The organism is Salinimicrobium sp. TH3 (assembly GCF_026676115.1).
Classification (GTDB): domain Bacteria; phylum Bacteroidota; class Bacteroidia; order Flavobacteriales; family Flavobacteriaceae; genus Salinimicrobium.
In genome coordinates, this window is the sequence record NZ_JAPONB010000011.1 from 93,818 (window position 1) to 114,769 (window position 20,952).

Here is a 20,952-nt window from a genome sequence, read left to right on the forward strand (position 1 = left end):
GGAATTATATAAGTGAGTCTTCTTCGTTGTTGTTGACTACATTATCCTGGTGGAGTTTCCACTTCTCATAAGCTACAAGATCATCGCTTACCAGTGTAAGGCAGGCAGCAATAACGCCTGCATCATCCAGAAAGCCGGCCACCGGAATAAAATCGGGAATAAGGTCAAATGGCATGAGCACATAAAGTAAGGCTCCTGCAACGGCAGCTATTGTCTTCCAGGGCACCTGCCTGTAATTGCCGTTCCAGTAGTCGCGAATAAGCCCAAACATACTTTTTGCTTTGGCAAGATACCCACTCATGGAATCATTATTTCGAAATTTGTCTTCAATTTTTTGCTCTTTGGCCAATACTTTTTCCAGGTCTTTTTGCTCTACTTTTTCTGCCTGTTCATTAAGTGCTTGTTTAGCCTCTTCGGGGGTGATTTCTTTCATTTTATTCTTCATTATTTCGGTTTAACTGTGCTGTCCTTCTAAATATGTTTTCTATATGGTAATGAGATGCGCTTTTGATCCTTGAGAGTTCTTCCCATTCAATTGGGGTGGCAACTCCTGCCTCTTCAGTAGCCCTTAAGGAATAAGGACAAACTGCAGTTTGAGCATAAGCATTCCGCAGGTAATCCACGAAAATTTTTCCTTCTCGCTTGTCTTTTCTCAACTGGGTTGTAAATAATCCGGGTTCTTTCTTTTCTGCCTCTTCAGCAATATCTCTGGTGAGTGTCTTTACCCTGTCAAAATCTTTCCCCCGTCTTAATTTATAATATAAATGTAAGCCGCTTTTTCCGCTAGTCATAAGAGAAGGATCATTTTTTTTGCTCTTCAGGAGATCCCTCATAATTTTCGCCCCTTCTTTTATCTTTTCAAAATCCTCGTCGAATGGATCTAGATCGAAAACCACCCTGTCTGGCTGGCGCAATTTATCTTTTTTGCTTAACCAGATGTGAAAAGCCACGGTTCCCTGGTTTGCGAGATAAACAAGACTTTTCCTGTCATTGCATAAAACCTGGGTATTTGTTCCTTCCTCTGTTTCAATTTTAATTGTTTTAATAAAAGAGGGGAAGTAATCTGAAGCGTTTTTTTGGTAAAAACCACTTTCGTTAATACCGCCTGGAAACCGGTGCAAGGTAAGCGGCCGGTCTTTGAGAAATGGCAACATTAACGGCGCGATCCTTTCATAATAGGAAATCATATCTGCTTTAGTGATCCCTTTCTTTGGAAAAAGTACTTTGTCGGGATGTGAGATCTCAACTCCGGCTATCTGCATTTATTCTTCTTTTTCAGATTCTTCCTTTTCAATTTGCTTCAAAGTTCTTCCCGACACCACACTTTTTGTCTGAGTGCTTACAGGATTGCGGCGGGCATCGGCTTCCCCGTCGTCTTGCTTCATGAGCAGCCAGTTACCTTTCATCTTGCCTCCTTTCATTTCCACAAGGTTAAAGCCGCCGGTAAGTTTTTTGCCATGCAGGGTAACTTCTACACTTCCTGCTTTAAAGCTGTCTTCGAGGGAAATTATATTGCCATCTTCATCTTTTTTATTGCTCTCAATGGTGCCCGTATCCCATATCATTACGGTTCCACCGCCATACTCTCCCTGCGGAATTACCCCCTCAAAATTGGCATAGCTCAAAGGGTGATCTTCTGTAGGGATAGCCATTCTTTTTACTGAAGGATCTGTGCTGGGGCCTTTAGGAACAGACCATGATTTGAGCGTATTGCCAATTTCCAGCCGAAAATCATAATGAAGGTTTGTTGCGTCGTGCTTCTGGATGACGAAAATTGGTTTCTGATTCTTCTTCCCTGAAGGAACATCCCTGGGTTCTTTCGTTTTGCTGAAATCTCTTTTTTCGTTATAAGTCTTCATTGATCCAGTAGTTCCTAAGGGCAAAATGTACAAAAATTGCGTCATCACCTTCGTTAAAGAAGTCTCAAAACTTAGCTGAAAAGTCAGGCTCTGTAGAAAGGATCTGGTCCATTTTTGCAGGTTGTTTATTTTAAATACTTTTACCCATTCTAATTTGTAGCACCAAAAAAATTAAATGGAAGGGATCTGGGTATTTGCCATTGCTGTTTTTACCGGGTTTATTGCAATCAATAACCCGGTTGGAAACGTGCCTATATTTTTAAGCCTTACCCGTCAAGCCGACCGTCCTACCAGGAAAAATATTTCCAAAAAAGCCACTTTTACCGCCTTTATTATTGTTTCTGGTTTTATTATTCTGGGGAAGTATATTTTTGATTTTTTTGGTTTGACCATCCCAGCCTTTAAGATCACGGGAGGAATCCTTGTTTTCTTTGTGGGCTTTGAAATGATAAGGGCGCAGGTTTCCAGTATTGATAACCAGAAGGAGGTGAATTTTAATGAAGAAATTTCGATTTCCCCTCTGGGTATTCCTATTCTTGCCGGGCCCGGAACTATAGTAACAGCTATGAACTTTACCACTACGGCTACTTATCTACAGCTGGGAATTATATTGGTCATGTTTGCACTGGTGATGTGGCTCAACCACCTTGCATTTCTTTCAAGTGAATATTTGGTGCGGTACATAGGAGCAAATAAGATCGTGGTAGTGGAGAAAATAATGGGACTTATTATTGCCATTATTGGAGTTAATATGTTGATACAGGGGATTCATATTGCCTTTATGGAATAAGAAAATAATAAATTGACTTTTAGTTGTTTATACGTTCTTTAATTGTATATTTGCATTTCAATTTAATTTTATATAATGAATAAAGGTACAGTTAAGTTCTTTAACGAATCAAAAGGTTACGGATTTATTAAAGACGAAGAATCAAATGATGAGTATTTCGTACATGCTAATGGTCTTGTTGACGAGATCAGACAGGATGACGAAGTAACTTTCGACCTTGAAGAAGGTAGAAAAGGTGTAAATGCAGTAAACGTGAGACAAGCTTAGTCTCAATTTTTGATATTTATATTCCTGAGCCTTACATTTATGTAAGGCTTTTTTTTTGTCCTAAAGCGAAATTCTGCGTTGGATTTTAGAAAATTCACTAACTTAATTCCATGAAAAAAATAATCTTTTTTTTATTCCTGGGTCTTCAACTTTCTGCACAGGAGTTAGTGGTAAAAAAGGGAATAGTAGTGGATGACCTTAAGGTGTCAGACACTCTGGATGAAAGCTATGCCTTATATCTTCCTACAACTTACCAAAATGGAAAACTCTGGCCTGTACTTTTTGTTCTTGACGGGGAAGGACGTGGAAAGGCTGCTGCCCACCTTTTCCAGTCTACTGCCGAAGAGCAGGGTTATATGATAGTGGCTTCTAATAATATTAGTCCTCAAAAAGATCTGGAACAAAATGTCCTTACATCAGCAAGGCTAATTCAACATGTGGCAGGAATTCTCCCTATAGATTCCAGCCAAATTGCCAGTGTTGGATCCATGACCGGGGGCAGGGTGGCGAGTACTGTGCCACTTATCTTTGATAATATTCTTGGGGTTATCGCAGTGGGAGATCACTGGGTTAATTTTAACTTGTTGGATAACAAAAAGAATTTTGTCTTTATTGGGATCGTTGGAGACGAACAATTCTCCACCTCGGGAATGCAGAATACCGCCAATACCCTTTCCCGCCTTAGGTTTCCTACCCAGATCTATACCTATTCGGGAGACGAAGACTGGCCTCAACCCCAAATCATTAACAGTGCAGTAGGATCCCTTACCCTTGAAGCGATGCGGAAGAAATTACGTCCTGTAGACCCACAATTGGTGGAACAGTTATACCGGCAGGATCTTGCCCGGGCAAATAAATTGATGAGCCTTAATCAACTTATGAATGCCGATGCGCTTCTGGAGATCATGGAAGAAAAATATGAAGGATTTATAAGCACAGCCGAAATAAGAGCTAAACAAAACCAACTTTCCCGTTCCCGTAACTATTCGCAGCAAAAACGGGAACAAACTGCCGTCACACAAAAGGAGACAAGGCTTATAGACGATTTCATCTATTATTTGGAAGAGGATATTCGCACAGCTAATTTTGAAAACCTGGGCTGGTGGAATTACCAAAAAAACCAACTGGACTCTCTGGCGCAAAAGAGTAATGCTGAAAGCAAAATGGCTATGAGACTTCAGGATTTTATTACTGAATATGTGCGGCTAAAACGACAGGACATGGAAGAGAGGCGAACTCCTCTGGAGAGCAAGCTGGTGGCAAATATGATCCAAACAATCTTTGATCCCCAGGCCTTTGATGCCTACCGAAAAATTATTTCTTTAAGCGCGCAGGACAATGATTTTCAAACGGCCTATTTTTATCTTGAAGAAATGCTGAAGCACGGTTACAAGGACATGGAAAATCTCTATAATATAGAAGGAACGCTGGGTTTGAGATTGACACCTGAATATAACCAGATAATCGAAAATCACCTGGGAAAATCAAAATTTTATGATGCCTCAGAGGGAGCTCAAAAATGACATTTTTGAAGCTCCTTATTTTTCTGACTTTTGCCGGGCAGGTTTTGCACAGCAGGTGAAAAAAGTTTGTGCTTTTGTGGCTTTTTAGAAGCCACATAAATTTCCAATTTAATAAATTCTTGAAAGCCACATTCCTATAAGAACTGCAGCGATCCCCAGAAAAATACTTCCAGCGGAGTAGATTCCGAAGTTCACATAATCTCCAGCTTTCAACAGCGCCTGATTTTCAAAGCTAAAAGCCGAAAAAGTAGTGAATCCCCCGCAAAATCCGGTAGCGAGCAGTAAAGTAGTGTTTGGAGAAAGCATTTCCTGTTTTAAACCTAATCCTAATATAAATCCTATCAACAAACTTCCGGAGAAATTCACCAGCAGTGTTCCCAGGGGAATTGAAGAAACCTGATTGAGGTTCTTCGAGATGAGGAAACGCAAGGCACTGCCAAGACCGCCACCTACAAAAACAAGCAAAACCTGTTTCATCATTCTACCGGAATGTAAATTTCGGTTACCCAGAGAGCGGGATTGTCAATTTCTGCAGGATCGGTGATTAAAAGTTCAAAAGGTTGCCCATTAGGATCTACAATAAGCCCGTTCTCTTCTATATATCTATAAGTGCTTTCCCATGCTTCCGCAGCATTTTTATGATGTCCGTTTAAAGTTGTCTTAACCACTTTTTGAGGCTCAAGATACCCGTTAAGAACCTCGCTTCCGGCAGGCGTAATCACCTGGCTGGGTGTTGGTACTCCGGTAGAAAAAATGGTAGTGCCGTTGCGATCATCCCTTTGATTATAAATAATAAGAGGTTGGCCACTTATGGAAATATTGTTCTGTTTCATGTAAAGCCTAACCTGTTTGATCATGTCTGCCGCACGCATATTCACTTCTCCCAGCCTGGAGGCTGTTGTAGTATACATATAATAACCGCCTCCATGTTCGGTCACACCATCTACGTTAATAGAATATGCTTCCATTTTCTGTATCACGTTTTGCTCGAGATTGGTAAGGCTTTCCTCAAAAATGGGTAAGAAAACTTCGCTTAGATCCTGGTCCTGTATGGTAAAGGCAAGCTTCTCTTTAAAACTTTGCTCGCCCTCCAGGGTCCAGTTCACCCTGGTACCACCATCTTCGGGAGTAAAAGTCCAGGTGATTGCGCCTTCAGCTTCTCCAATTATGGTTTGCATGGTAAGGACCTGTTGCAGCCTGGAATATGGAATAACAGCTGTAGTGACGATCCTGCCGTCCCTTATTTGATCTGCATGCCAGCTTATAGCTGCATTTTCACCTGTAGGTTCCCCGGTCAAGTCCATGTCCATTCCTTCTATATTACTCCACGCATTCCAGGTTTTCCAGTTGGAAAGATCGGCCACTTCTCTAAAAAGCAATGGAGCAGGTGCATTAATGACTTTGGAGCTTTCAATTTTATAGGCGCCATCTTTGGTGGCTATATAAATAGATCCTGCAATGATAACAATTAGCAGTAAAAACAGGAGGTATTTAAGAATCTTCATCTTTCTTGGCAGGTTTGTTGTATTAATTAGGCTAATATAAATAATTTGAAGTTGTTAATTCTTACATTTGTTAGCAAATGGTGAAGCCCTCCCGCCAGGACCTGCTGTTATTTTTTCTGCGGAAGATCTCATCCTAATTAATTTGATACACTATTAATTTTAAGAAAATGAAAATTAAATTCTTTTTGATGCCATTGTTGGCGTCAATGATCTTTATTTCCTGCGCCGACTCCAAAGTGGAGAATCCGGCAGAAGTGGGAGAAGTTGCACAAACCACTGACTTTGATTATCAGGTAGATGAATTTGCCGATATTAAAGTACTCAGGTACCAGATTCCAGGCTGGGAAGATTTAAGTCTAAAAGAGCAGAAGCTGGTTTATTATCTAACCCAGGCCGGACTTAGTGGTAGAGACATTATCTGGGACCAAAATTACAAACATAATTTAAAGATTCGTGAAGCCCTTGAGAATATCTACACCAGCTATGAAGGTGACAAGACTTCCGAAGACTGGAAGAATTTTGAGACTTACCTAAAACGGGTATGGTTTGCAAACGGGATCCACCACCATTATTCGATGGATAAGTTGAAGCCTGAATTTAGCAAAGAATATTTCGATACGCTATTGGCAGAGACCGGAACAGAACTTACCGGGGAGGCTTATGAGGTGATCTTTAACGATATGGATGCCAAAAAAGTAAACCTGGATGAATCTAAAGGTCTTGTAGAAGGATCTGCAGTGAATTTTTATGGTGAAGGTGTTACCGCACAAGATGTGGAGCAGTTCTATTCCAATAAAAAATCCCCAAATCCCAACAGACCTCTTGCTTTTGGTCTTAATTCCAAGTTGGTAAAAGAAAACGGGCAGTTGGTTGAAAAAGTGTATAAAAGCGGGGGAATGTATGGCCCGGCGATCGATAAGATTGTATTTTGGCTTGAAAAGGCACAAGGTGTTGCCGAAAATAAGCAACAGGCAGATGCGCTTGGGCTTTTAATTGATTATTACAAAACCGGTGACCTTGAAACCTGGGATGATTATAACATTGCATGGGTAGAGGCAACCGATGGAAACATTGATTACATCAACAGTTTTATTGAAGTTTATAATGACCCTCTAGGTTACACAGGATCTTACGAAACTATCGTGCAGATCAAGGATTTTGATATGAGCAAGAAGATGCAGGTACTGGAGGAAAACGTGCAATGGTTTGAAGACAACGCACCTTTAATGGAGGAACACAAAAAAGATTCTGTTGTAGGTGTTACCTATAAAACAGTAATTGTTGCAGGAGAAGCAGGAGACGCTTCACCGGCTACACCAATTGGTGTGAACCTGCCAAACTCCAACTGGATTAGAAAAGAGCACGGAAGTAAATCTGTATCTCTGGGGAACATTGTTGAAGCATATAACAATGCCGGTAGTACTGGGAGGCTTCAGGAATTTGCACATGATGAGGAAGAAGTAGCTCTTGAAGAAGAGTACGGCGAACTTGCCGATAAACTTCACACCGCACTTCACGAAGTTGTGGGACACGCTTCTGGTCAACTTAACCCTGGCGTAGGAGAGACAAAGGAAACTTTGAAAAGTTATGCTTCTACTTTAGAAGAAGGCCGTGCCGATCTTGTGGGACTTTACTATTTGATGGATCCTAAACTGGAAGAGCTTGGTTTGGTGGACGATTATGAAAAAATGGGTAAGGCAGCTTATGATGGTTATATCAGAAATGGTTTGATGACGCAGCTTATAAGACTTGAGCCGGGAGCTAACATTGAAGAAGCTCACATGAGAAACCGCCAGTGGGTTAGCGCCTGGGTCTTTGAAAAAGGCCAGGAAAAAGGTATTATTGAAAAAGTGACCAGAGACGGAAAAACTTATTTTAATATTACAGATTATGCTGCTTTGCGTGGTCTTTTCGGGGATCTACTTAAAGAGACCCAGAGAATTAAATCTGAAGGTGATTACCAGGCAGCCAAAGACCTTGTAGAGAACTACGGAGTTAAAGTTGATCAGGATATTCACAGGGAAGTGCTTGAGAGAAACAAACAATTCAAATCTGCACCTTACAGTGGATTCGTAAACCCTGTTCTTGTGCCTGAAACAGATGCTAACGGTGAGATCACCGCAATTAAAGTGGTACAACCAACATCTTTTGAGGAGCAAATGATGGACTACTCAGAGAAATTTGATGTGCTTCCGCTGGAGAATTAGAATTTAACAAAAAGATTGATAAGCCGCCATTCTAAAAGAGTGGCGGCTTTTTTTTGCTGAAGCCTATCCTTTTAAATAAGTCTTTAAAAGAAATAATAACCCTATAAAAACAATAAATCCTAAGAGGATGTAAAGTGTGCCTTTATAATACTTGCGGTGGAGTTTGAGGTCCTTGCGATAGCTGAAGAAGATCACTACGACAAAAGCCACGAAAAACAATGCGGCAAAAATTATTTGTCCTGTGCTAAACATTTCCATTGGCCCTAATTTTTATAAATTTATGCGAATTTAAAGTATTAGAATGGAAAAAGCCTTAGCCGCCGTACAGGAGTTTCATAAAGCATTTGGTCTGGGAGTTCAACAGCAGCCCACCGCAGTTCTGGGAGCTGCAAAAGTGCATTTGAGGTATGAATTGATGAAAGAGGAGAATGAGGAATACCTCGAGGCTGCAAAGAACGGAGACCTGGTTGAGGTGGCAGATGCCCTGGGAGATATGCTCTATATTTTGTGTGGAACCATAGTGGAACATGGGCTACAACATAAAATATCTGAAGTCTTTGAAGAGATTCAACGCAGCAATATGAGCAAACTGGGCAAAGACGGGAAACCGGTTTATCGCGAAGATGGGAAAGTGCTAAAAGGCCCGGATTACTCACAGCCGGACCTTCAAAAGATTCTTAAGTTCTAGGATTCGAGAATCAGGATTGAAAAGCAAGTTGTTCATTGATAGCGAAGCTTTTACGGAGCGAAGGATCTTTTAATTTTCATCACATTATATGTGAACTGAATGAGATCTCTCGTCGCACTTTCTTTGGCAAAACTAACTACTCTGTCGAGATGACAAAAGAATACGCAACTGGCAACCCGCAACCCCGGAACCTGCAACAATCTTGACGCAGAACCCGTAACTCGTAACCTCTTGACTCTTGTTGCTCATTTTTACTACCTTGTTAGTATGAGAGCACTTATTTTTCTACTACTCGGTTTAATTATTATTTCCTGTCGAAATTCAGGTGAAAGTGAACAGCGGGATGAATCACCTAAACCGCAGCCGGAATCCTCCAAAAACTCTGCGTCATACACTTCTGCAAAATGGCATTTTTCAGCAGAAATTCCACAGGGGTTTGAGATTTTTGAAGGAGAACTTCCCGGCGAAGCACCTGTTATAAATTTCTACGACAGCAGCATTGAGAAGCAGCCTCCTTTTGGTATCCACAATGATGCTTCCATGGCATATATCACCGTGTTACCAAAAGGTTTTGGAGTTGATGGTCCCGGTGGCCCACGAAAATCAATTCAAGATTGGGATGAAGATCTGCCTTTGTCATTCAACCTCGATCGCCAGAATTCTTATGTTTATTTGATGGAGAACGGGCAACCCTGGGCAGCGGCGCTTCGCTTTCAATCGCCTCCTCCAGGTTGGAAGGAGTATGGCGGAATTTATATTTTCTACCAGGTAGATAATTTTAGAGCCGAATGCTTCAGCAGTAATACGGGAGAGGAGATCCCAATGGATCAATGCAATCCCATGGAAGGTGATGCCATGAAGTTTTACGGGGATGTTTCCGAAGAAAAAAAGACCACCCTAAATGCCATTTTAGAGAGCTTATATTTTATAGATCCTAGCCGGGAACGTGAAGAAACAAGAGATCTTATAAAAGTTGAAATGCCTCAGGAAAATGCAACTGTAAGTTCTCCCCTGGAAATTAAAGGAGAGGCAAAAGGCTATTGGTTCTTTGAGGCTACTGCACCTGTAAGGCTGGTAACCGGAAGTGGAAAAGTACTCGCAGAAAAATATATAGAAGCACAAGGGGAGTGGATGACCGAAGACTGGGTGCCGTTTAAGGGCAAAATTGAATTTGATACAAAAGAAAAGCGCGGCTATTTGATATTTAGCCGCGCCAATGCTTCAGGAAAACCGGAGCATGACAGGATGCTTCGAATTCCGGTGATATTTGATTAGTTACTTTTTACAAGATATCTCCAGCCAAATTTGTCTTCGGCTTTGTTGTATTGAATTTCCATTAACTTCTTCTTGAAAAAGGAAGCGTAAGAATCTTCAAGTTGTGGCAGTTCATATTTTTTACCTTTGTTTCCAAATCCCTTTACAGGATTAATAGTCGCAGCAGTACCCGAACCAAAGATCTCCTTTAATTCTCCTTTTTCGGCAGCTTCAACAATTTCGGAAACTTTAATCCTCCTTACTTCAGCTTCAATTCCAAATTCTTCGGCAAGGGTAAGCACACTTTTACGTGTTACTCCATCAAGGATACGGTCGCTGGTTGGGGCTGTGAGAAGTTTGTCTCCAACCCTAAAGAAGATATTCATGGTTCCTGCTTCTTCGAGGTACTCATGTGAATTGGCATCTGTCCAGACGATTTGCTGGTAACCTTCTTCCTTAGCCAGATTAGTTGGATAGAACTGGGCGCCGTAGTTACCGGCAGCTTTTGCATATCCCACACCACCATCGGCAGCACGACTAAACTTATCTGCAAAGAACACCCGCACGTCGCCGCTGTAATAAGCCTTGGCAGGAGAACAGATGATCATGAATTTATATTTTTTTGAAGGCGATGCCGAGACTCCTGTCTCTGTAGCAATAACAAAAGGACGTATGTAAAGTGAAGTTCCAAAGCCTTTTTTCACCCAGTCGCGATCAAGATCGATAAGAGTTTCAAGTCCTTCTAAAAATAGATCTTCAGGAAACTCGGGTATTGCAAGTCTTTTTGAAGATTTATTGAAGCGCTGGATATTTTCCATGGGACGAAAAAGCCACACCTGGTCCTCGTCATCTTTGAAAGCTTTCATCCCTTCAAAAATAGCCTGCCCGTAATGGAAAACTTTTGCTGATGGATCTAACTGTATGGGACCATAAGGTTTTATAACAGGATTTTGCCATTGCCCATCGATATAATCACATTCCATCATATGATCTGTGAAGACATTACCGAATACCAAATTGTCAAAATCAACCGAATCGATCTTAGAAGTTTTAGCTTCAACTACATCGATTGCGAGAGGTAAGTTTTTCATGCTTATATATTTGTTGCAAATTTACCTAAATTAATACAGCTTCTAAAGGTGGGATTTAACTAATTTTCTCTTAATTTGAATTTTTCAAACCTTTAACAGGAACATAATGAAAAATATTAGATTTATACTGCTGTTAGCTTCCATAATGACAACTTTTTCGGGTTTTTCTCAGCAAAAAAATTCGGGTAAAAATGACGCTTATTTTTCTGTGGGAGAGGAAGTTGAGGTCTCCAATATTCTTTCTGCTCACCACATGCAGGAGCGCTATAAAAACCTGAAGCCGGGGGACACTTTAAGCGTCACTTTTAGAGCAGATGTAGCTTCTGTTTGCAAGAACAAAGGTTGCTGGATGAAAGTCGCTCTGGAAGATGGAAACGAGGTGATGGTTAAATTTAAAGACTATGCTTTTTTTGTTCCTAAAGATATTGAAAACAAGGAAGTTATTATGGAAGGAAAGGCTTATGTGACCGAAATGTCTGTGGAAGATCAACAGCATTATGCCGAGGATGCAGGAAAATCTGAAGAGGAGGTTAGCTCCATTATTTCGCCAGCTGTTACCCTTTCTTTTTTGGCAGATGGGGTGAAGATCAAAAAATAGGTTTTGAAACGGGAAATTATTAAAACCGGGGACGGTTCTGCCACTATTTTCATTCCCGAGTGGAATGAGCACTATCATTCTAAACATGGAGCCCTACAGGAGGCGCTGCATGTTTTTATAAAAACTGGATTTTTTCATTTTCTAGAAAAAAACAAATCCACTCAGCTGTCAATTCTTGAAATTGGATTTGGCACGGGTCTAAATGCCCTTCTTACCTTTTTTGAAGCTGAAAGGAATAAGGTGAATGTAAATTATACCGGCGTGGAAGCTTACCCGGTTTCTACAGAAGAACTTTCGGCCCTGGATTATGCAGAAGTTGTTTCAGAAAAGAATGCTGCCGAAGTTTTTAAAAAGTTACATGAGACCAACTGGGAGAGAAGGAATGAAATTTCCCCATTTTTCAACCTTCAGAAGGAGAAGAAATTTTTTAGTGATATTTCAGAAATTGAAGAATTTGACCTCATATTCTTTGATGCATTTGGTCCCCGGGTACAACCGGAGTTGTGGAGCGAAGAAGTCTTTAGAAATATGTACAGGACTTTAAAAGAAAATGGAGTTCTGGTAACCTATTCGGCCAAAGGTGATGTGAGAAGGGCGATGCAGGCTGCAGGCTTTGCCGTGGAAAGATTACCCGGGCCACCGGGAAAACGGGAAATGTTGCGGGCGACAAAAATTTGACCTTGTTAAACCTTTGGTAAACCGGCACGTACTCCCGTTTATATCCATTAAATTAAAAATAAAAATGCGTATTCTCATCACCGGAGCCACCGGCCTGATAGGTTCCGAAATTACACGTCAATGTCATGAACAGGGAATAAAAGTAAATTTCCTCACCACAAGTAAGGGCAAAATTGAAAAAAGCGAAACTTACCGCGGTTACTACTGGAATCCTTCTTCGGGAGAGATTGATTTAAAATGCCTTGAAGGGGTTGGCGCTATTATTAACCTGGCAGGTGCAAGTGTTTTTCAACCCTGGACAGATTCGAACAAGAAAAAGATTCTTAATAGCCGGATAGAATCTTTAAATCTCCTGTACAAAACTCTGGAGAAAAATGATCATGAGGTGGGACAATTGGTTTCGGCCAGTGCTATAGGGATCTATCCCAGCTCCAGGAGTAAGATGTATGAGGAAGATGATTACGTAGTGGCAGATGACTTCCTGGGAGAGGTTTCTGAAAAATGGGAAGCTGCCGCCGACAAATTCGAAGATCTAAAGCTTCGGGTTGCAAAAGTGCGCATTGGGATTGTACTGTCGGCAGATGGCGGAGCATTACCGCAGATCATGAAACCTGTAAAATTTAATTTAGGAGCACCTCTGGGTTCCGGGAAGCAGTGGCAATCCTGGATACATGTTCGGGATTTGGCAAGGATTTTTCTTTATATTATTTCCAATGGTCTCACCGGGGTATATAATGGCGTAGCACCAAATCCTGCAACCAATGAGGAACTCACCAAAGAAGTCGCATACGCGCTTGATAAAAAACTCTGGCTTCCAAAAGTTCCCGGGCTGGCATTGAAGGCCGTAATGGGAGAAATGTCCAGTGTTGTGCTGGGAAGTCAATTAGTGAGCAGCGGGAAAATCCAGGATGAAGGTTTTGATTTTCATTATGTGAATTTAAGACCTGCAATCCAGGATTTATTAAACAAAAAAACCGGCTAATATATAGCCGGTTTTTTGTCATTTTTGGAGAGAAGAATTATTCTGTTCTTCTTGCGGTAACGTTAATAGTTAACTCCATTTCATCACTAATGAAATTATCTCCAAGGTTATCAAATACAGATTTAGATCCATAATTCACTCCCCAGTCTGTCCTGTCAATAGTGAAAGTTTCACTCTCAAGAGTGATGGTTTCTCCATCAAGATTTGAAGTTACCGGGAACTGGATATTTTTGGTTTCTTCTTTAAGAGTAAGATTTCCCTGCAACATTTTCTTTCCATTCTCTTCAATCACTCCCGTGATCTCGAAAGTGGCAGTTGGAAATTTCTTTACATTAAAGAAGTCTGTTTCTTTTCCTTCAACAGTTCCTTTAAGGTGATTTTCAAGACTTGTTTTATCTTTTGGGTCTATTCCTTCATCTGTCACGTTAATAGAATTCATATCTATTACAACACGGCCGCTGGTGATCTCTTCCATGGTAGCCATTAAAGTTCCATCCTGTATATTGATGGTTCCCTGGTGTTCCCCGGTAGGTTTGGTACCTCTCCATTCAATGGTAGATTGAGTTGTATCAATCTCATAGGTCATAGCCTCCTCCCCGGCAACTGCCGCTTGCTGGGCCTCTCCCGGTTCAACTTTATTTTCTTTATCGTTTTTGCAGGCAACGCTTCCAAAGGTAATTCCTGCTACCAGTACAAAATTTAATACTCTTTTTTTCATTATTCTCTAAATTAAATTAAGCTGGCAAAATTAAAATTTTAACAGTGGTTTTTTCCCAATAGAATATTAAAAGTTTCCCGTGACATTTTGGCATTTCAGGTTTCTTGGCAGTACTTTTGCCAACTGTCTCACAGAATAAAATTTGTATCACATGAGCGATAAAGAACATAACTACGAGAATAACTCAGAAGACGAAAGTATAAAAGATCAGGTAGAGGAAATACTTGATGACGCAATAGAAGAAGCCGAAAGTAAAGATACCAATGAGGGGGACACTGCGCAGGAAGAGACTACTTCAGAAAAAGAGCAACTTAAAGCCGATTTGGAGAAGGAAAAGGATAAGTTCCTGCGATTATTCGCCGAGTTTGAAAATTACAAGCGCCGCACCAGCAAGGAGCGAATAGAGATGTTCAAAACTGCCAGCCAGGACGTCATTGTGGCAATGTTGCCAGTGCTGGATGATTTTGATCGCGCTATTAATGAGATTAATAAAGCTAAAGACAAGGAATTGTTGAAAGGTGTAGAACTCATTAGCAATAAATTCAGGGAAACATTGCGTGCAAAAGGATTGGAACAAATGAAGGTAAAAGAAGGAGATACCTTCGATCCCGAGATCCATGAAGCAATTACGCAGATCCCTGCACCAAAAGATAAATTAAAAGGCAAGGTTGTTGACGTAGTGGAGAGAGGTTATAAACTTGGTGACCGCATCATACGTTATCCAAAGGTGGTGACCGGCAAGTAACTTTTAATTTTGAGAATTTTAAAAATATCATGAAACAGGATTATTACGAAATATTAGGGATTAGCAAGAATGCGACCACAGCCGAGGTCAAAAAGGCGTACCGCAAGAAGGCCATAGAATATCACCCCGATAAGAACCCGGGAGATACTAAGGCAGAAGAGATGTTTAAGAAGGCTGCCGAGGCTTATGAAGTTCTAAGCAATGAAGACAAGCGGGCGAGATATGACCGTTTTGGTCACCAGGCTTTCGAAAATGGCGGCTTTGGCGGCGGTGGCGGAATGAACATGGATGATATTTTTAGCCAGTTTGGGGATATTTTTGGCGGTGCCTTTGGCGGCGGCGGAGGATTTTCGGGCTTTGGAGGCGGCTTTGGAGGCGGTGGCCAACGCAGGGTTAAAGGTAGTAACCTAAGAATTCGTGTAGCTCTTACCCTTGAAGAAATAGCCAATGGAGCAGAGAAGAAAATAAAAGTTAAGCGCAAGGTACAGGCGCCGGGAACTACCTATAAAACCTGTTCAACCTGTAATGGAACAGGACAGGTTACCAGAGTGACCAATACCATCCTGGGACGCATGCAAACAGCGACTCCATGTACCACATGTGGTGGAAGCGGACAGATGATTGACCAACGTCCTGCCGATGCCGATGCCCAAGGTCTTGTAGTGAACGAGGAGACAGTCTCAATTAAAATTCCTGCGGGGGTAGTAGAAGGAATGCAGCTTAAAGTTTCGGGAAAAGGAAATGAAGCGCCTGGTAACGGAGTTCCGGGAGACCTGCTGGTAGCTATAGAAGAAAAAGAACATCCTGTCCTGCAACGGGAAGGAGATAACCTGCACTATGACCTTTACATAAGCCTTTCTGAAGCTGTTTTAGGAACCTCCAGAGAGATAGATACAGTATCTGGTAAGGTGCGCATAAAGATCGATGAAGGAGTACAATCTGGTAAGATCCTGCGCCTTCGTGGAAAGGGTATTCCCAACATTAATGGCTACGGAAGAGGAGATCTTTTGGTACACGTAAATGTATGGACGCCAAAAACTTTGAACAGGGAACAACGTGATTTCTTTGAACGTATGGCCAGCGATGAACACTTCCAGCCAAAACCGGAAAAATCGGATAAATCATTTTTTGAAAAAGTTAAAGATATGTTTACATAATTTTTATTTGTTAAAAATTTTTACATATATTTGAACATCACTAATTCAGGTTAGTGGTAAATTTTTCTTTTTCATAGCAATTTTTTTCCCATCCTTAAGTCATTAAGGGTGGGTTTTGCTTTTAAGGGAATAAGGTATTGACAGCCTGCAGGATTCTTAAATTCTTCCCAATGCCGTCATGGCTTTTTTTAAAACTATATCTTTATACAAACAACATTTATGGATCACCTTCTGGTAGCAGAAAATGTTTCAAAACAATTCGGCGAATTTACTGCACTTAATGATGTCTCTCTTGAGATCCCAAGAGGTAGTATTTTTGGTCTTTTAGGACCTAATGGAGCCGGAAAAACTACCTTTATAAGGATCATTAATCAAATCACTCTACCCGATAAAGGAGGGATATTGCTGGATGGTCATGCTCTGCGGCCCGATGATATAAGACACATTGGTTATCTGCCCGAAGAGCGGGGGCTATATAAATCCATGAAAGTGGGGGAGCAGGCCTTGTATTTGGCACAATTAAAAGGATTGTCCAAAGCAGAAGCCAAAGAAAGGCTTAAATACTGGTTTGAGCGCCTGCAAATAGAGGATTGGTGGGGAAAAAAGATCCAGGAGCTTTCAAAGGGAATGGCACAAAAGGTTCAATTTGTGGTAACTGTATTACACCGTCCAAAATTATTGATCTTTGATGAACCTTTTAGCGGTTTTGACCCGGTGAACGCCAATCTCATCAAGGATGAGATCCTGCAACTTCGAAAGGAAGGTGCAACCATACTTTTTTCTACCCACCGCATGGAAAGTGTGGAAGAAATGTGTGATTACATGGCTTTGATCCACCGCGGAAACAAATTGCTCGATGGGGAAGTGACTGAAATAAAACGCCGTTACAAGTCCAATACCTATGAAGTGGGATTGATGGCTGCGAATCCTGAAGGTCTTCGAAAGGAACTGGAGGAGAGATTCCGAATTTCTGATACCGAATTTAAGAGCATTAATGACGACCTGAAACTACAGATCCAGATAGGAGAAAAATCCTCTCCCAATGACCTGCTTACTTTCCTAACCTCCCGGGCAGAGGTAAACCATTTCGTGGAGGTGATCCCTTCTGTAAATGATATTTTCATAAAAACTGTGACCACCAATGCGTAACCTGAAGCTAATAATCAAGAGGGAATACCTGGCAAGGGTGAAAAATAAAGCCTTTGTTTTAATGACATTTTTGAGCCCTCTCATTCTGGTGGGGATGATCGTGCTCATTGCTTATCTGGTCAATCTCAATTCTAACGAACAGCGCGTTGTGGCCATCAATGATGAAAGCGAACAGTTCGTAGGAGATTTTAATGATTCTGACGATGTAAGATTCATTGATCTTTCCAGTATCGATCTTGAAGCAGCCAAGACCATTGTAAAAGAGCAGGAATATTTTGGGCTGCTGTACATTCCGAAGTTTCAGAATAACACAGTTCCCGATATTCAATTCTTCGCCAAAGAAGCGCCTGCCTTTGGATTTCTTTCTCAGGTGGAGAAGACTATAGGAGACAAACTTACCAATCAACAGCTGCTGGCTCGAGGCATAGACGTGAATTTAATTGAAGCTTCCCAAACAAAGGTGGAGATAGGGATCCAGAATTTTTCGGGAGAAAAAACCTCGAAGATGTCTACTTATGTAAAGATGATCTTTGGCGGGGCAGCCGGTTACCTTTTGATGATGTTCATAATCATCTACGGAAATATGGTGATGCGGAGTGTGATCGAGGAAAAAACGAACAGGATCATTGAGATAATAATTTCTTCGGTAAAACCCATTCACCTTATGCTCGGAAAAATACTGGGCACCTCTCTTGCGGGAATTACCCAGTTTGTAATTTGGGTGATCCTGGGAGGAGTAATGTTAAGTCTTGTATCTATTATTGCAGGAGTTGATATAGGAGAGGTTCATGGCCCACAGCAGCAGGCCATGGAGCAGATATCAGACAATGAACTCCAGCAGCTTGTAATTGATATAGCCAAATTACCTATGCTGTTATTGCTGGTGAGTTTCCTGGTCTATTTTATTGGCGGCTATTTTCTTTACAGCGCAATTTATGCGGCCATTGGCGCAGCTGTCGATAATGAAACCGATACGCAGCAATTCATGCTTCCGGTTATACTTCCACTGATGCTGGGAATCTACGTGGGCTTTTTTGCGGTGATAGAAAACCCGCATGGGGTGGTTTCAACCGTGTTCTCCATGGTGCCACTAACCTCACCAATAGTCATGCTCATGAGAATTCCTTTTGGTGTGGCGTGGTGGGAGCTGGCGCTTTCTATCGGGATACTCATTCTTACAATAGCGGGAGTGGTATGGATAGCAGCTAAAATTTACAGAGTCGGGATCCTTATGTATGGGAAAAAACCAGGGTATAAGGATCTCTACAAGTGGCTTAAATATTAAGATTTTTTTGAGAGGGTTCCCAAAAGAGGTTGTGTTACTTTACAGGGTTAACCAGCCAAACAATGAAAAAACTTAGTATATTACCTGTATACCGGCCATACCCTTAAGATTGACATTGGGATTAGGAACGACCAAAAAGATGATGTGTATCATAAATAAAGAAAAAGCTTTTTATGGCCGAAGCGGGATATAATTTAAAAATTTAAAAGCATGCCAAAAATACTGTTGATCGAAGACGAAGCAGCCATTAGAAGAGTACTTATTAAGATCCTTACCGAAGAAAATTCTTCTTATGAAGTGGAGGAAGCTGCCGACGGACTTGAGGGGATCGAAAAAATAAAAGAACAGGAATACGATCTTATTCTGTGCGATATCAAAATGCCGAAGATGGATGGAGTAGAGGTGCTGGAGGCAGTAAAGAAGATCAAGCCAGAAATCCCGATTGTGATGATCTCCGGCCATGGAGATCTCGATACAGCAGTAAACACTATGCGCATGGGGGCTTTTGATTATATCTCCAAACCCCCCGATCTCAACAGACTTTTGAATACAGTTCGTAATGCCCTCGACCGTAAGGAACTAATGGTTGAAAATACCCGACTCAAGAAGAAAGTAGGTAAGAACTTCGAAATGATCGGAGAATCTGAAGCGATCACCAAAATTAAAGATATTATTGAAAAAGTTGCTCCTACAGATGCAAGGGTGCTTATAACAGGTCCTAACGGAACCGGAAAAGAGCTGGTCGCACATTGGTTGCACCAAAAAAGTGACCGTTCGGCTGGACCAATGATCGAAGTCAACTGTGCAGCAATCCCTTCAGAATTAATAGAAAGTGAACTTTTTGGGCATGTAAAAGGAGCTTTTACCTCGGCCAACAAAGACAGGGCGGGGAAATTTGAAGCTGCCAATGGGGGTACTATCTTTCTTGATGAGGTAGGCGATATGAGCCTCTCAGCTCAGGCCAAGGTGCTGCGGGCACTGCAGGAGAGCAAGATCTCAAGGGTTGGAAGTGATAAGGACATTAAAGTTAATGTTCGCGTAATTGCCGCAACAAATAAAGATCTTAAAAAAGAAATCGAGGAGAATAAATTTCGGGAGGACCTTTATCACAGGTTGGCCGTAATCCTTATACAGGTTCCAGGGCTAAACGAAAGAAAAGAGGATATTCCGTTACTGGTGAATTTCTTTGCTGATAAGATCTCGGAAGAACAGGGAGTACCTAAAAAGACCTTTACCGAAGGTGCTTTGAATTTACTCAAGGAATACAACTGGACCGGAAACATTCGCGAACTTCGCAACGTTGTTGAAAGACTCATCATTCTGGGCGGACAGGAAGTAAGCGAAGAAGATGTTAGGTTGTTTGCAAGTAAATAAGAAGTTAAATTTTAGAAGTTAGAAGTACGAAGTTCCGAACTCGGGTCCCGGCAGTGTTTGTAAATCCGTGCCAGCTGATCTTTGATCCGTCTTTGTGAACCACTGGAAGGAAGGGCGGTAGTCTCACAGTAGTTGAGTAAGAATTTCTTTTTGAACTGCGCCATCTTTAACTCTAAACTTTCTCGGTAATCGTCCCCTCCTTCGAAGGGGTGTCTGCAGGACGGGGTGGGGAGTTGTCTGTCGCCCCTACAGAGGGCTCTTGTTGTGGTGCTTTTAACCCAAGTCTGAAGCCCCGGGCTATCGATATGCCGCCCCTCTGGGGGCTTTTTCAATTTTCGCTCAATCTCCTGCAGCAGATGGATTAAAAAGACATAAGTGTATTTTAGTACTCTGGATTATCTTCCCTGTTCCTAAAGACGTAGAAAACGATTCTCCGTACTTCAAATTCTCAACCCCAAACTAATATTAAACCTTTTTGAATTCTCCCAGTCTTATACACTATACCTGCTGTGGAACGGTCTTTGTAGTTAAGGTGATAACTTCAGGTACAAATAAATTCATGAAAAAGACAATACTATTTTTTTTGGCTCTCCTACCGCTCCTGGCATTCACTGCTGCACATAAATTCTATGTTAGTGCAACCGATATTGAATACAATGAAAAGCAAAAATCCCTGCAGATCATTTCGCATGTTTTTACAGATGATATGGAGAAACTCCTTCAGGCGCGCTATAGTGATAAACTTGCTTTAGTAAAAGGAGATGAACATCCCGGAGCCGATGCATACATACAAAAATATTTTAAGGATAAATTCCGCGTAAGCGTAAATGGGAAAGACAGGAGCATTAATTATATCGGGAAAGAATACGATAAAGATCAACTACTTGTGTATTTGGAGATTGAAGTTGTGGAGCCAATTAAAAAAATACGTGTTGAAAATGGGATTTTAACCGATCTTTTTCCGGAGCAAAAGAATGTCGTTAAGGTGGAACAACAGGGGGAAATTAAAAGTCTGCTGCTAATGAGAGACAACCTTAGCGGTACGATAAATTTCAGCAACTAAATTGTGAAACTTCAGAATT

Annotated in this window: 23 protein-coding genes; 15 read left to right on the forward strand and 8 right to left on the reverse strand. The window is 41.3% G+C overall.

Annotation, left to right across the window (positions count from 1 at the left end; all coding sequences use genetic code 11):
- Window positions 1-4 precede the first annotated feature (4 nt).
- The 3 genes from OU683_RS15095 to OU683_RS15105 are packed head-to-tail and all read right to left on the reverse strand — an operon-like array spanning window position 5 to window position 1,859.
- Entirely contained in the window at window positions 5-445 is a 441-nt protein-coding gene (locus OU683_RS15095; RefSeq protein ID WP_268139766.1) for a YkvA family protein, read from the reverse strand.
- The gene (ligD, locus tag OU683_RS15100) at window positions 435-1,262 is read right to left on the reverse strand and encodes a non-homologous end-joining DNA ligase (protein WP_268139768.1); all 828 of its coding nucleotides are present in this window, start codon (window positions 1,260-1,262) and stop codon (window positions 435-437) included. Before ligD ends, OU683_RS15095 begins: the two co-directional genes overlap by 11 nt.
- Complete coding sequence (locus tag OU683_RS15105) at window positions 1,263-1,859, reverse strand: DNA polymerase ligase N-terminal domain-containing protein (RefSeq protein ID WP_268139770.1); 597 nt, start codon at window positions 1,857-1,859, stop codon at window positions 1,263-1,265.
- A 175-nt stretch (window positions 1,860-2,034) separates the two neighbouring features.
- Here OU683_RS15105 and OU683_RS15110 point away from each other — a divergent pair, with 175 nt between their 5' ends.
- The 3 genes from OU683_RS15110 to OU683_RS15120 all read left to right on the forward strand — a co-directional run bounded on the left by OU683_RS15110 (window position 2,035) and on the right by OU683_RS15120 (window position 4,439).
- Window positions 2,035-2,649 (forward strand): MarC family protein, encoded by a 615-nt coding sequence (locus OU683_RS15110; RefSeq protein WP_228912698.1) that lies wholly within the window; start codon window positions 2,035-2,037, stop codon window positions 2,647-2,649.
- Window positions 2,650-2,724: 75 nt separating this feature from the next.
- A complete protein-coding gene (locus OU683_RS15115) occupies window positions 2,725-2,916 on the forward strand; it encodes a cold-shock protein (RefSeq protein ID WP_029035283.1) in 192 nt (63 codons plus the stop codon).
- 110 nt (window positions 2,917-3,026) lie between these two features.
- Window positions 3,027-4,439: a hypothetical protein gene (locus OU683_RS15120; protein WP_268139774.1), complete on the forward strand. Its 1,413-nt coding sequence runs from the start codon at window positions 3,027-3,029 to the stop codon at window positions 4,437-4,439.
- A 108-nt stretch (window positions 4,440-4,547) separates the two neighbouring features.
- Here OU683_RS15120 and crcB read toward each other — a convergent pair whose 3' ends face one another.
- Complete coding sequence (crcB, locus tag OU683_RS15125; RefSeq protein ID WP_326493560.1) at window positions 4,548-4,919, reverse strand: fluoride efflux transporter CrcB; 372 nt, start codon at window positions 4,917-4,919, stop codon at window positions 4,548-4,550.
- A complete protein-coding gene (locus OU683_RS15130) occupies window positions 4,916-5,944 on the reverse strand; it encodes an SRPBCC family protein (RefSeq protein WP_268139776.1) in 1,029 nt (342 codons plus the stop codon). The genes crcB and OU683_RS15130 overlap by 4 nt, the downstream gene beginning before the upstream one ends.
- 167 nt (window positions 5,945-6,111) lie before the next feature.
- On the opposite strand from OU683_RS15130, the gene OU683_RS15135 reads away from it, so the two are divergent.
- Window positions 6,112-8,151: a dipeptidyl-peptidase 3 family protein gene (locus OU683_RS15135; protein WP_268139778.1), complete on the forward strand. Its 2,040-nt coding sequence runs from the start codon at window positions 6,112-6,114 to the stop codon at window positions 8,149-8,151.
- A 63-nt stretch (window positions 8,152-8,214) separates the two neighbouring features.
- On the opposite strand, the gene OU683_RS15140 is transcribed toward OU683_RS15135, so the two are convergent.
- Entirely contained in the window at window positions 8,215-8,403 is a 189-nt protein-coding gene (locus OU683_RS15140) for a hypothetical protein (protein ID WP_268139826.1), read from the reverse strand.
- 49 nt (window positions 8,404-8,452) lie between these two features.
- On the opposite strand from OU683_RS15140, the gene OU683_RS15145 reads away from it, so the two are divergent.
- Entirely contained in the window at window positions 8,453-8,839 is a 387-nt protein-coding gene (locus OU683_RS15145) for a nucleoside triphosphate pyrophosphohydrolase family protein (RefSeq protein ID WP_268139780.1), read from the forward strand.
- 267 nt (window positions 8,840-9,106) lie between these two features.
- A complete protein-coding gene (locus OU683_RS15150; RefSeq protein ID WP_268139782.1) occupies window positions 9,107-10,114 on the forward strand; it encodes a Gmad2 immunoglobulin-like domain-containing protein in 1,008 nt (335 codons plus the stop codon).
- Here OU683_RS15150 and OU683_RS15155 read toward each other — a convergent pair.
- On the reverse strand, window positions 10,111-11,184 hold the full coding sequence (locus OU683_RS15155) for a branched-chain amino acid aminotransferase (protein ID WP_268139784.1): 1,074 nt from the start codon (window positions 11,182-11,184) through the stop codon (window positions 10,111-10,113). The two genes, OU683_RS15150 and OU683_RS15155, sit on opposite strands and share 4 nt — an antisense overlap.
- A gap of 106 nt (window positions 11,185-11,290) precedes the next feature.
- Here OU683_RS15155 and OU683_RS15160 point away from each other — a divergent pair, with 106 nt between their 5' ends.
- From OU683_RS15160 to OU683_RS15170, 3 genes are all read left to right on the forward strand, one after another.
- A complete protein-coding gene (locus OU683_RS15160) occupies window positions 11,291-11,782 on the forward strand; it encodes a DUF4920 domain-containing protein (RefSeq protein WP_268139786.1) in 492 nt (163 codons plus the stop codon).
- A gap of 3 nt (window positions 11,783-11,785) precedes the next feature.
- Window positions 11,786-12,460, forward strand: a complete 675-nt coding sequence (gene mnmC2, locus OU683_RS15165; protein WP_268139788.1) for a tRNA (5-methylaminomethyl-2-thiouridine)(34)-methyltransferase MnmC2 — start codon at window positions 11,786-11,788, stop codon at window positions 12,458-12,460.
- 64 nt (window positions 12,461-12,524) lie between these two features.
- Window positions 12,525-13,442 (forward strand): TIGR01777 family oxidoreductase, encoded by a 918-nt coding sequence (locus OU683_RS15170; protein ID WP_268139791.1) that lies wholly within the window; start codon window positions 12,525-12,527, stop codon window positions 13,440-13,442.
- 37 nt (window positions 13,443-13,479) lie between these two features.
- Here OU683_RS15170 and OU683_RS15175 read toward each other — a convergent pair whose 3' ends face one another.
- The gene (locus OU683_RS15175) at window positions 13,480-14,160 is read right to left on the reverse strand and encodes a YceI family protein (RefSeq protein WP_268139793.1); all 681 of its coding nucleotides are present in this window, start codon (window positions 14,158-14,160) and stop codon (window positions 13,480-13,482) included.
- 151 nt (window positions 14,161-14,311) lie between these two features.
- On the opposite strand from OU683_RS15175, the gene grpE reads away from it, so the two are divergent.
- The 6 genes from grpE to OU683_RS15205 all read left to right on the forward strand — a co-directional run bounded on the left by grpE (window position 14,312) and on the right by OU683_RS15205 (window position 20,933).
- The gene (gene grpE, locus OU683_RS15180; protein WP_268139796.1) at window positions 14,312-14,905 is read left to right on the forward strand and encodes a nucleotide exchange factor GrpE; all 594 of its coding nucleotides are present in this window, start codon (window positions 14,312-14,314) and stop codon (window positions 14,903-14,905) included.
- 29 nt (window positions 14,906-14,934) lie between these two features.
- The gene (dnaJ, locus tag OU683_RS15185) at window positions 14,935-16,062 is read left to right on the forward strand and encodes a molecular chaperone DnaJ (protein ID WP_268139798.1); all 1,128 of its coding nucleotides are present in this window, start codon (window positions 14,935-14,937) and stop codon (window positions 16,060-16,062) included.
- A 219-nt stretch (window positions 16,063-16,281) separates the two neighbouring features.
- Entirely contained in the window at window positions 16,282-17,211 is a 930-nt protein-coding gene (locus OU683_RS15190) for an ABC transporter ATP-binding protein (RefSeq protein WP_268139800.1), read from the forward strand.
- The gene (locus OU683_RS15195) at window positions 17,204-18,496 is read left to right on the forward strand and encodes an ABC transporter permease (protein ID WP_268139802.1); all 1,293 of its coding nucleotides are present in this window, start codon (window positions 17,204-17,206) and stop codon (window positions 18,494-18,496) included. Before OU683_RS15190 ends, OU683_RS15195 begins: the two co-directional genes overlap by 8 nt.
- Window positions 18,497-18,706: 210 nt before the next feature.
- Window positions 18,707-19,870, forward strand: coding sequence for a sigma-54-dependent transcriptional regulator (locus OU683_RS15200; RefSeq protein ID WP_268139804.1), 1,164 nt, complete (start codon window positions 18,707-18,709; stop codon window positions 19,868-19,870).
- Between the two features lie 559 nt (window positions 19,871-20,429).
- On the forward strand, window positions 20,430-20,933 hold the full coding sequence (locus tag OU683_RS15205) for a DUF6702 family protein (RefSeq protein ID WP_268139806.1): 504 nt from the start codon (window positions 20,430-20,432) through the stop codon (window positions 20,931-20,933).
- The last annotated feature ends 19 nt before the right edge of the window (window positions 20,934-20,952 follow it).

What these genes read in the sequence shown, in the direction of transcription:
- OU683_RS15120 (WP_268139774.1), top strand. Translation starts at nt 3,027, where the DNA reads ATGAAAAAAATAATCTTTTTTTTATTCCTGGGTCTTCAACTTTCTGCA.
- OU683_RS15175 (WP_268139793.1), bottom strand. Translation starts at nt 14,160, where the DNA reads ATGAAAAAAAGAGTATTAAATTTTGTACTGGTAGCAGGAATTACCTTT.
- crcB (WP_326493560.1), bottom strand. Translation starts at nt 4,919, where the DNA reads ATGATGAAACAGGTTTTGCTTGTTTTTGTAGGTGGCGGTCTTGGCAGT.
- dnaJ (WP_268139798.1), top strand. Translation starts at nt 14,935, where the DNA reads ATGAAACAGGATTATTACGAAATATTAGGGATTAGCAAGAATGCGACC.
- OU683_RS15115 (WP_029035283.1), top strand. Translation starts at nt 2,725, where the DNA reads ATGAATAAAGGTACAGTTAAGTTCTTTAACGAATCAAAAGGTTACGGA.
- OU683_RS15095 (WP_268139766.1), bottom strand. Translation starts at nt 445, where the DNA reads ATGAAGAATAAAATGAAAGAAATCACCCCCGAAGAGGCTAAACAAGCA.
- OU683_RS15160 (WP_268139786.1), top strand. Translation starts at nt 11,291, where the DNA reads ATGAAAAATATTAGATTTATACTGCTGTTAGCTTCCATAATGACAACT.
- ligD (WP_268139768.1), bottom strand. Translation starts at nt 1,262, where the DNA reads ATGCAGATAGCCGGAGTTGAGATCTCACATCCCGACAAAGTACTTTTT.
- OU683_RS15150 (WP_268139782.1), top strand. Translation starts at nt 9,107, where the DNA reads ATGAGAGCACTTATTTTTCTACTACTCGGTTTAATTATTATTTCCTGT.
- OU683_RS15105 (WP_268139770.1), bottom strand. Translation starts at nt 1,859, where the DNA reads ATGAAGACTTATAACGAAAAAAGAGATTTCAGCAAAACGAAAGAACCC.
- OU683_RS15145 (WP_268139780.1), top strand. Translation starts at nt 8,453, where the DNA reads ATGGAAAAAGCCTTAGCCGCCGTACAGGAGTTTCATAAAGCATTTGGT.
- OU683_RS15170 (WP_268139791.1), top strand. Translation starts at nt 12,525, where the DNA reads ATGCGTATTCTCATCACCGGAGCCACCGGCCTGATAGGTTCCGAAATT.
- OU683_RS15205 (WP_268139806.1), top strand. Translation starts at nt 20,430, where the DNA reads ATGAAAAAGACAATACTATTTTTTTTGGCTCTCCTACCGCTCCTGGCA.
- OU683_RS15110 (WP_228912698.1), top strand. Translation starts at nt 2,035, where the DNA reads ATGGAAGGGATCTGGGTATTTGCCATTGCTGTTTTTACCGGGTTTATT.
- OU683_RS15195 (WP_268139802.1), top strand. Translation starts at nt 17,204, where the DNA reads ATGCGTAACCTGAAGCTAATAATCAAGAGGGAATACCTGGCAAGGGTG.
- OU683_RS15135 (WP_268139778.1), top strand. Translation starts at nt 6,112, where the DNA reads ATGAAAATTAAATTCTTTTTGATGCCATTGTTGGCGTCAATGATCTTT.
- OU683_RS15140 (WP_268139826.1), bottom strand. Translation starts at nt 8,403, where the DNA reads ATGTTTAGCACAGGACAAATAATTTTTGCCGCATTGTTTTTCGTGGCT.
- OU683_RS15130 (WP_268139776.1), bottom strand. Translation starts at nt 5,944, where the DNA reads ATGAAGATTCTTAAATACCTCCTGTTTTTACTGCTAATTGTTATCATT.
- grpE (WP_268139796.1), top strand. Translation starts at nt 14,312, where the DNA reads ATGAGCGATAAAGAACATAACTACGAGAATAACTCAGAAGACGAAAGT.
- OU683_RS15200 (WP_268139804.1), top strand. Translation starts at nt 18,707, where the DNA reads ATGCCAAAAATACTGTTGATCGAAGACGAAGCAGCCATTAGAAGAGTA.
- OU683_RS15190 (WP_268139800.1), top strand. Translation starts at nt 16,282, where the DNA reads ATGGATCACCTTCTGGTAGCAGAAAATGTTTCAAAACAATTCGGCGAA.
- OU683_RS15155 (WP_268139784.1), bottom strand. Translation starts at nt 11,184, where the DNA reads ATGAAAAACTTACCTCTCGCAATCGATGTAGTTGAAGCTAAAACTTCT.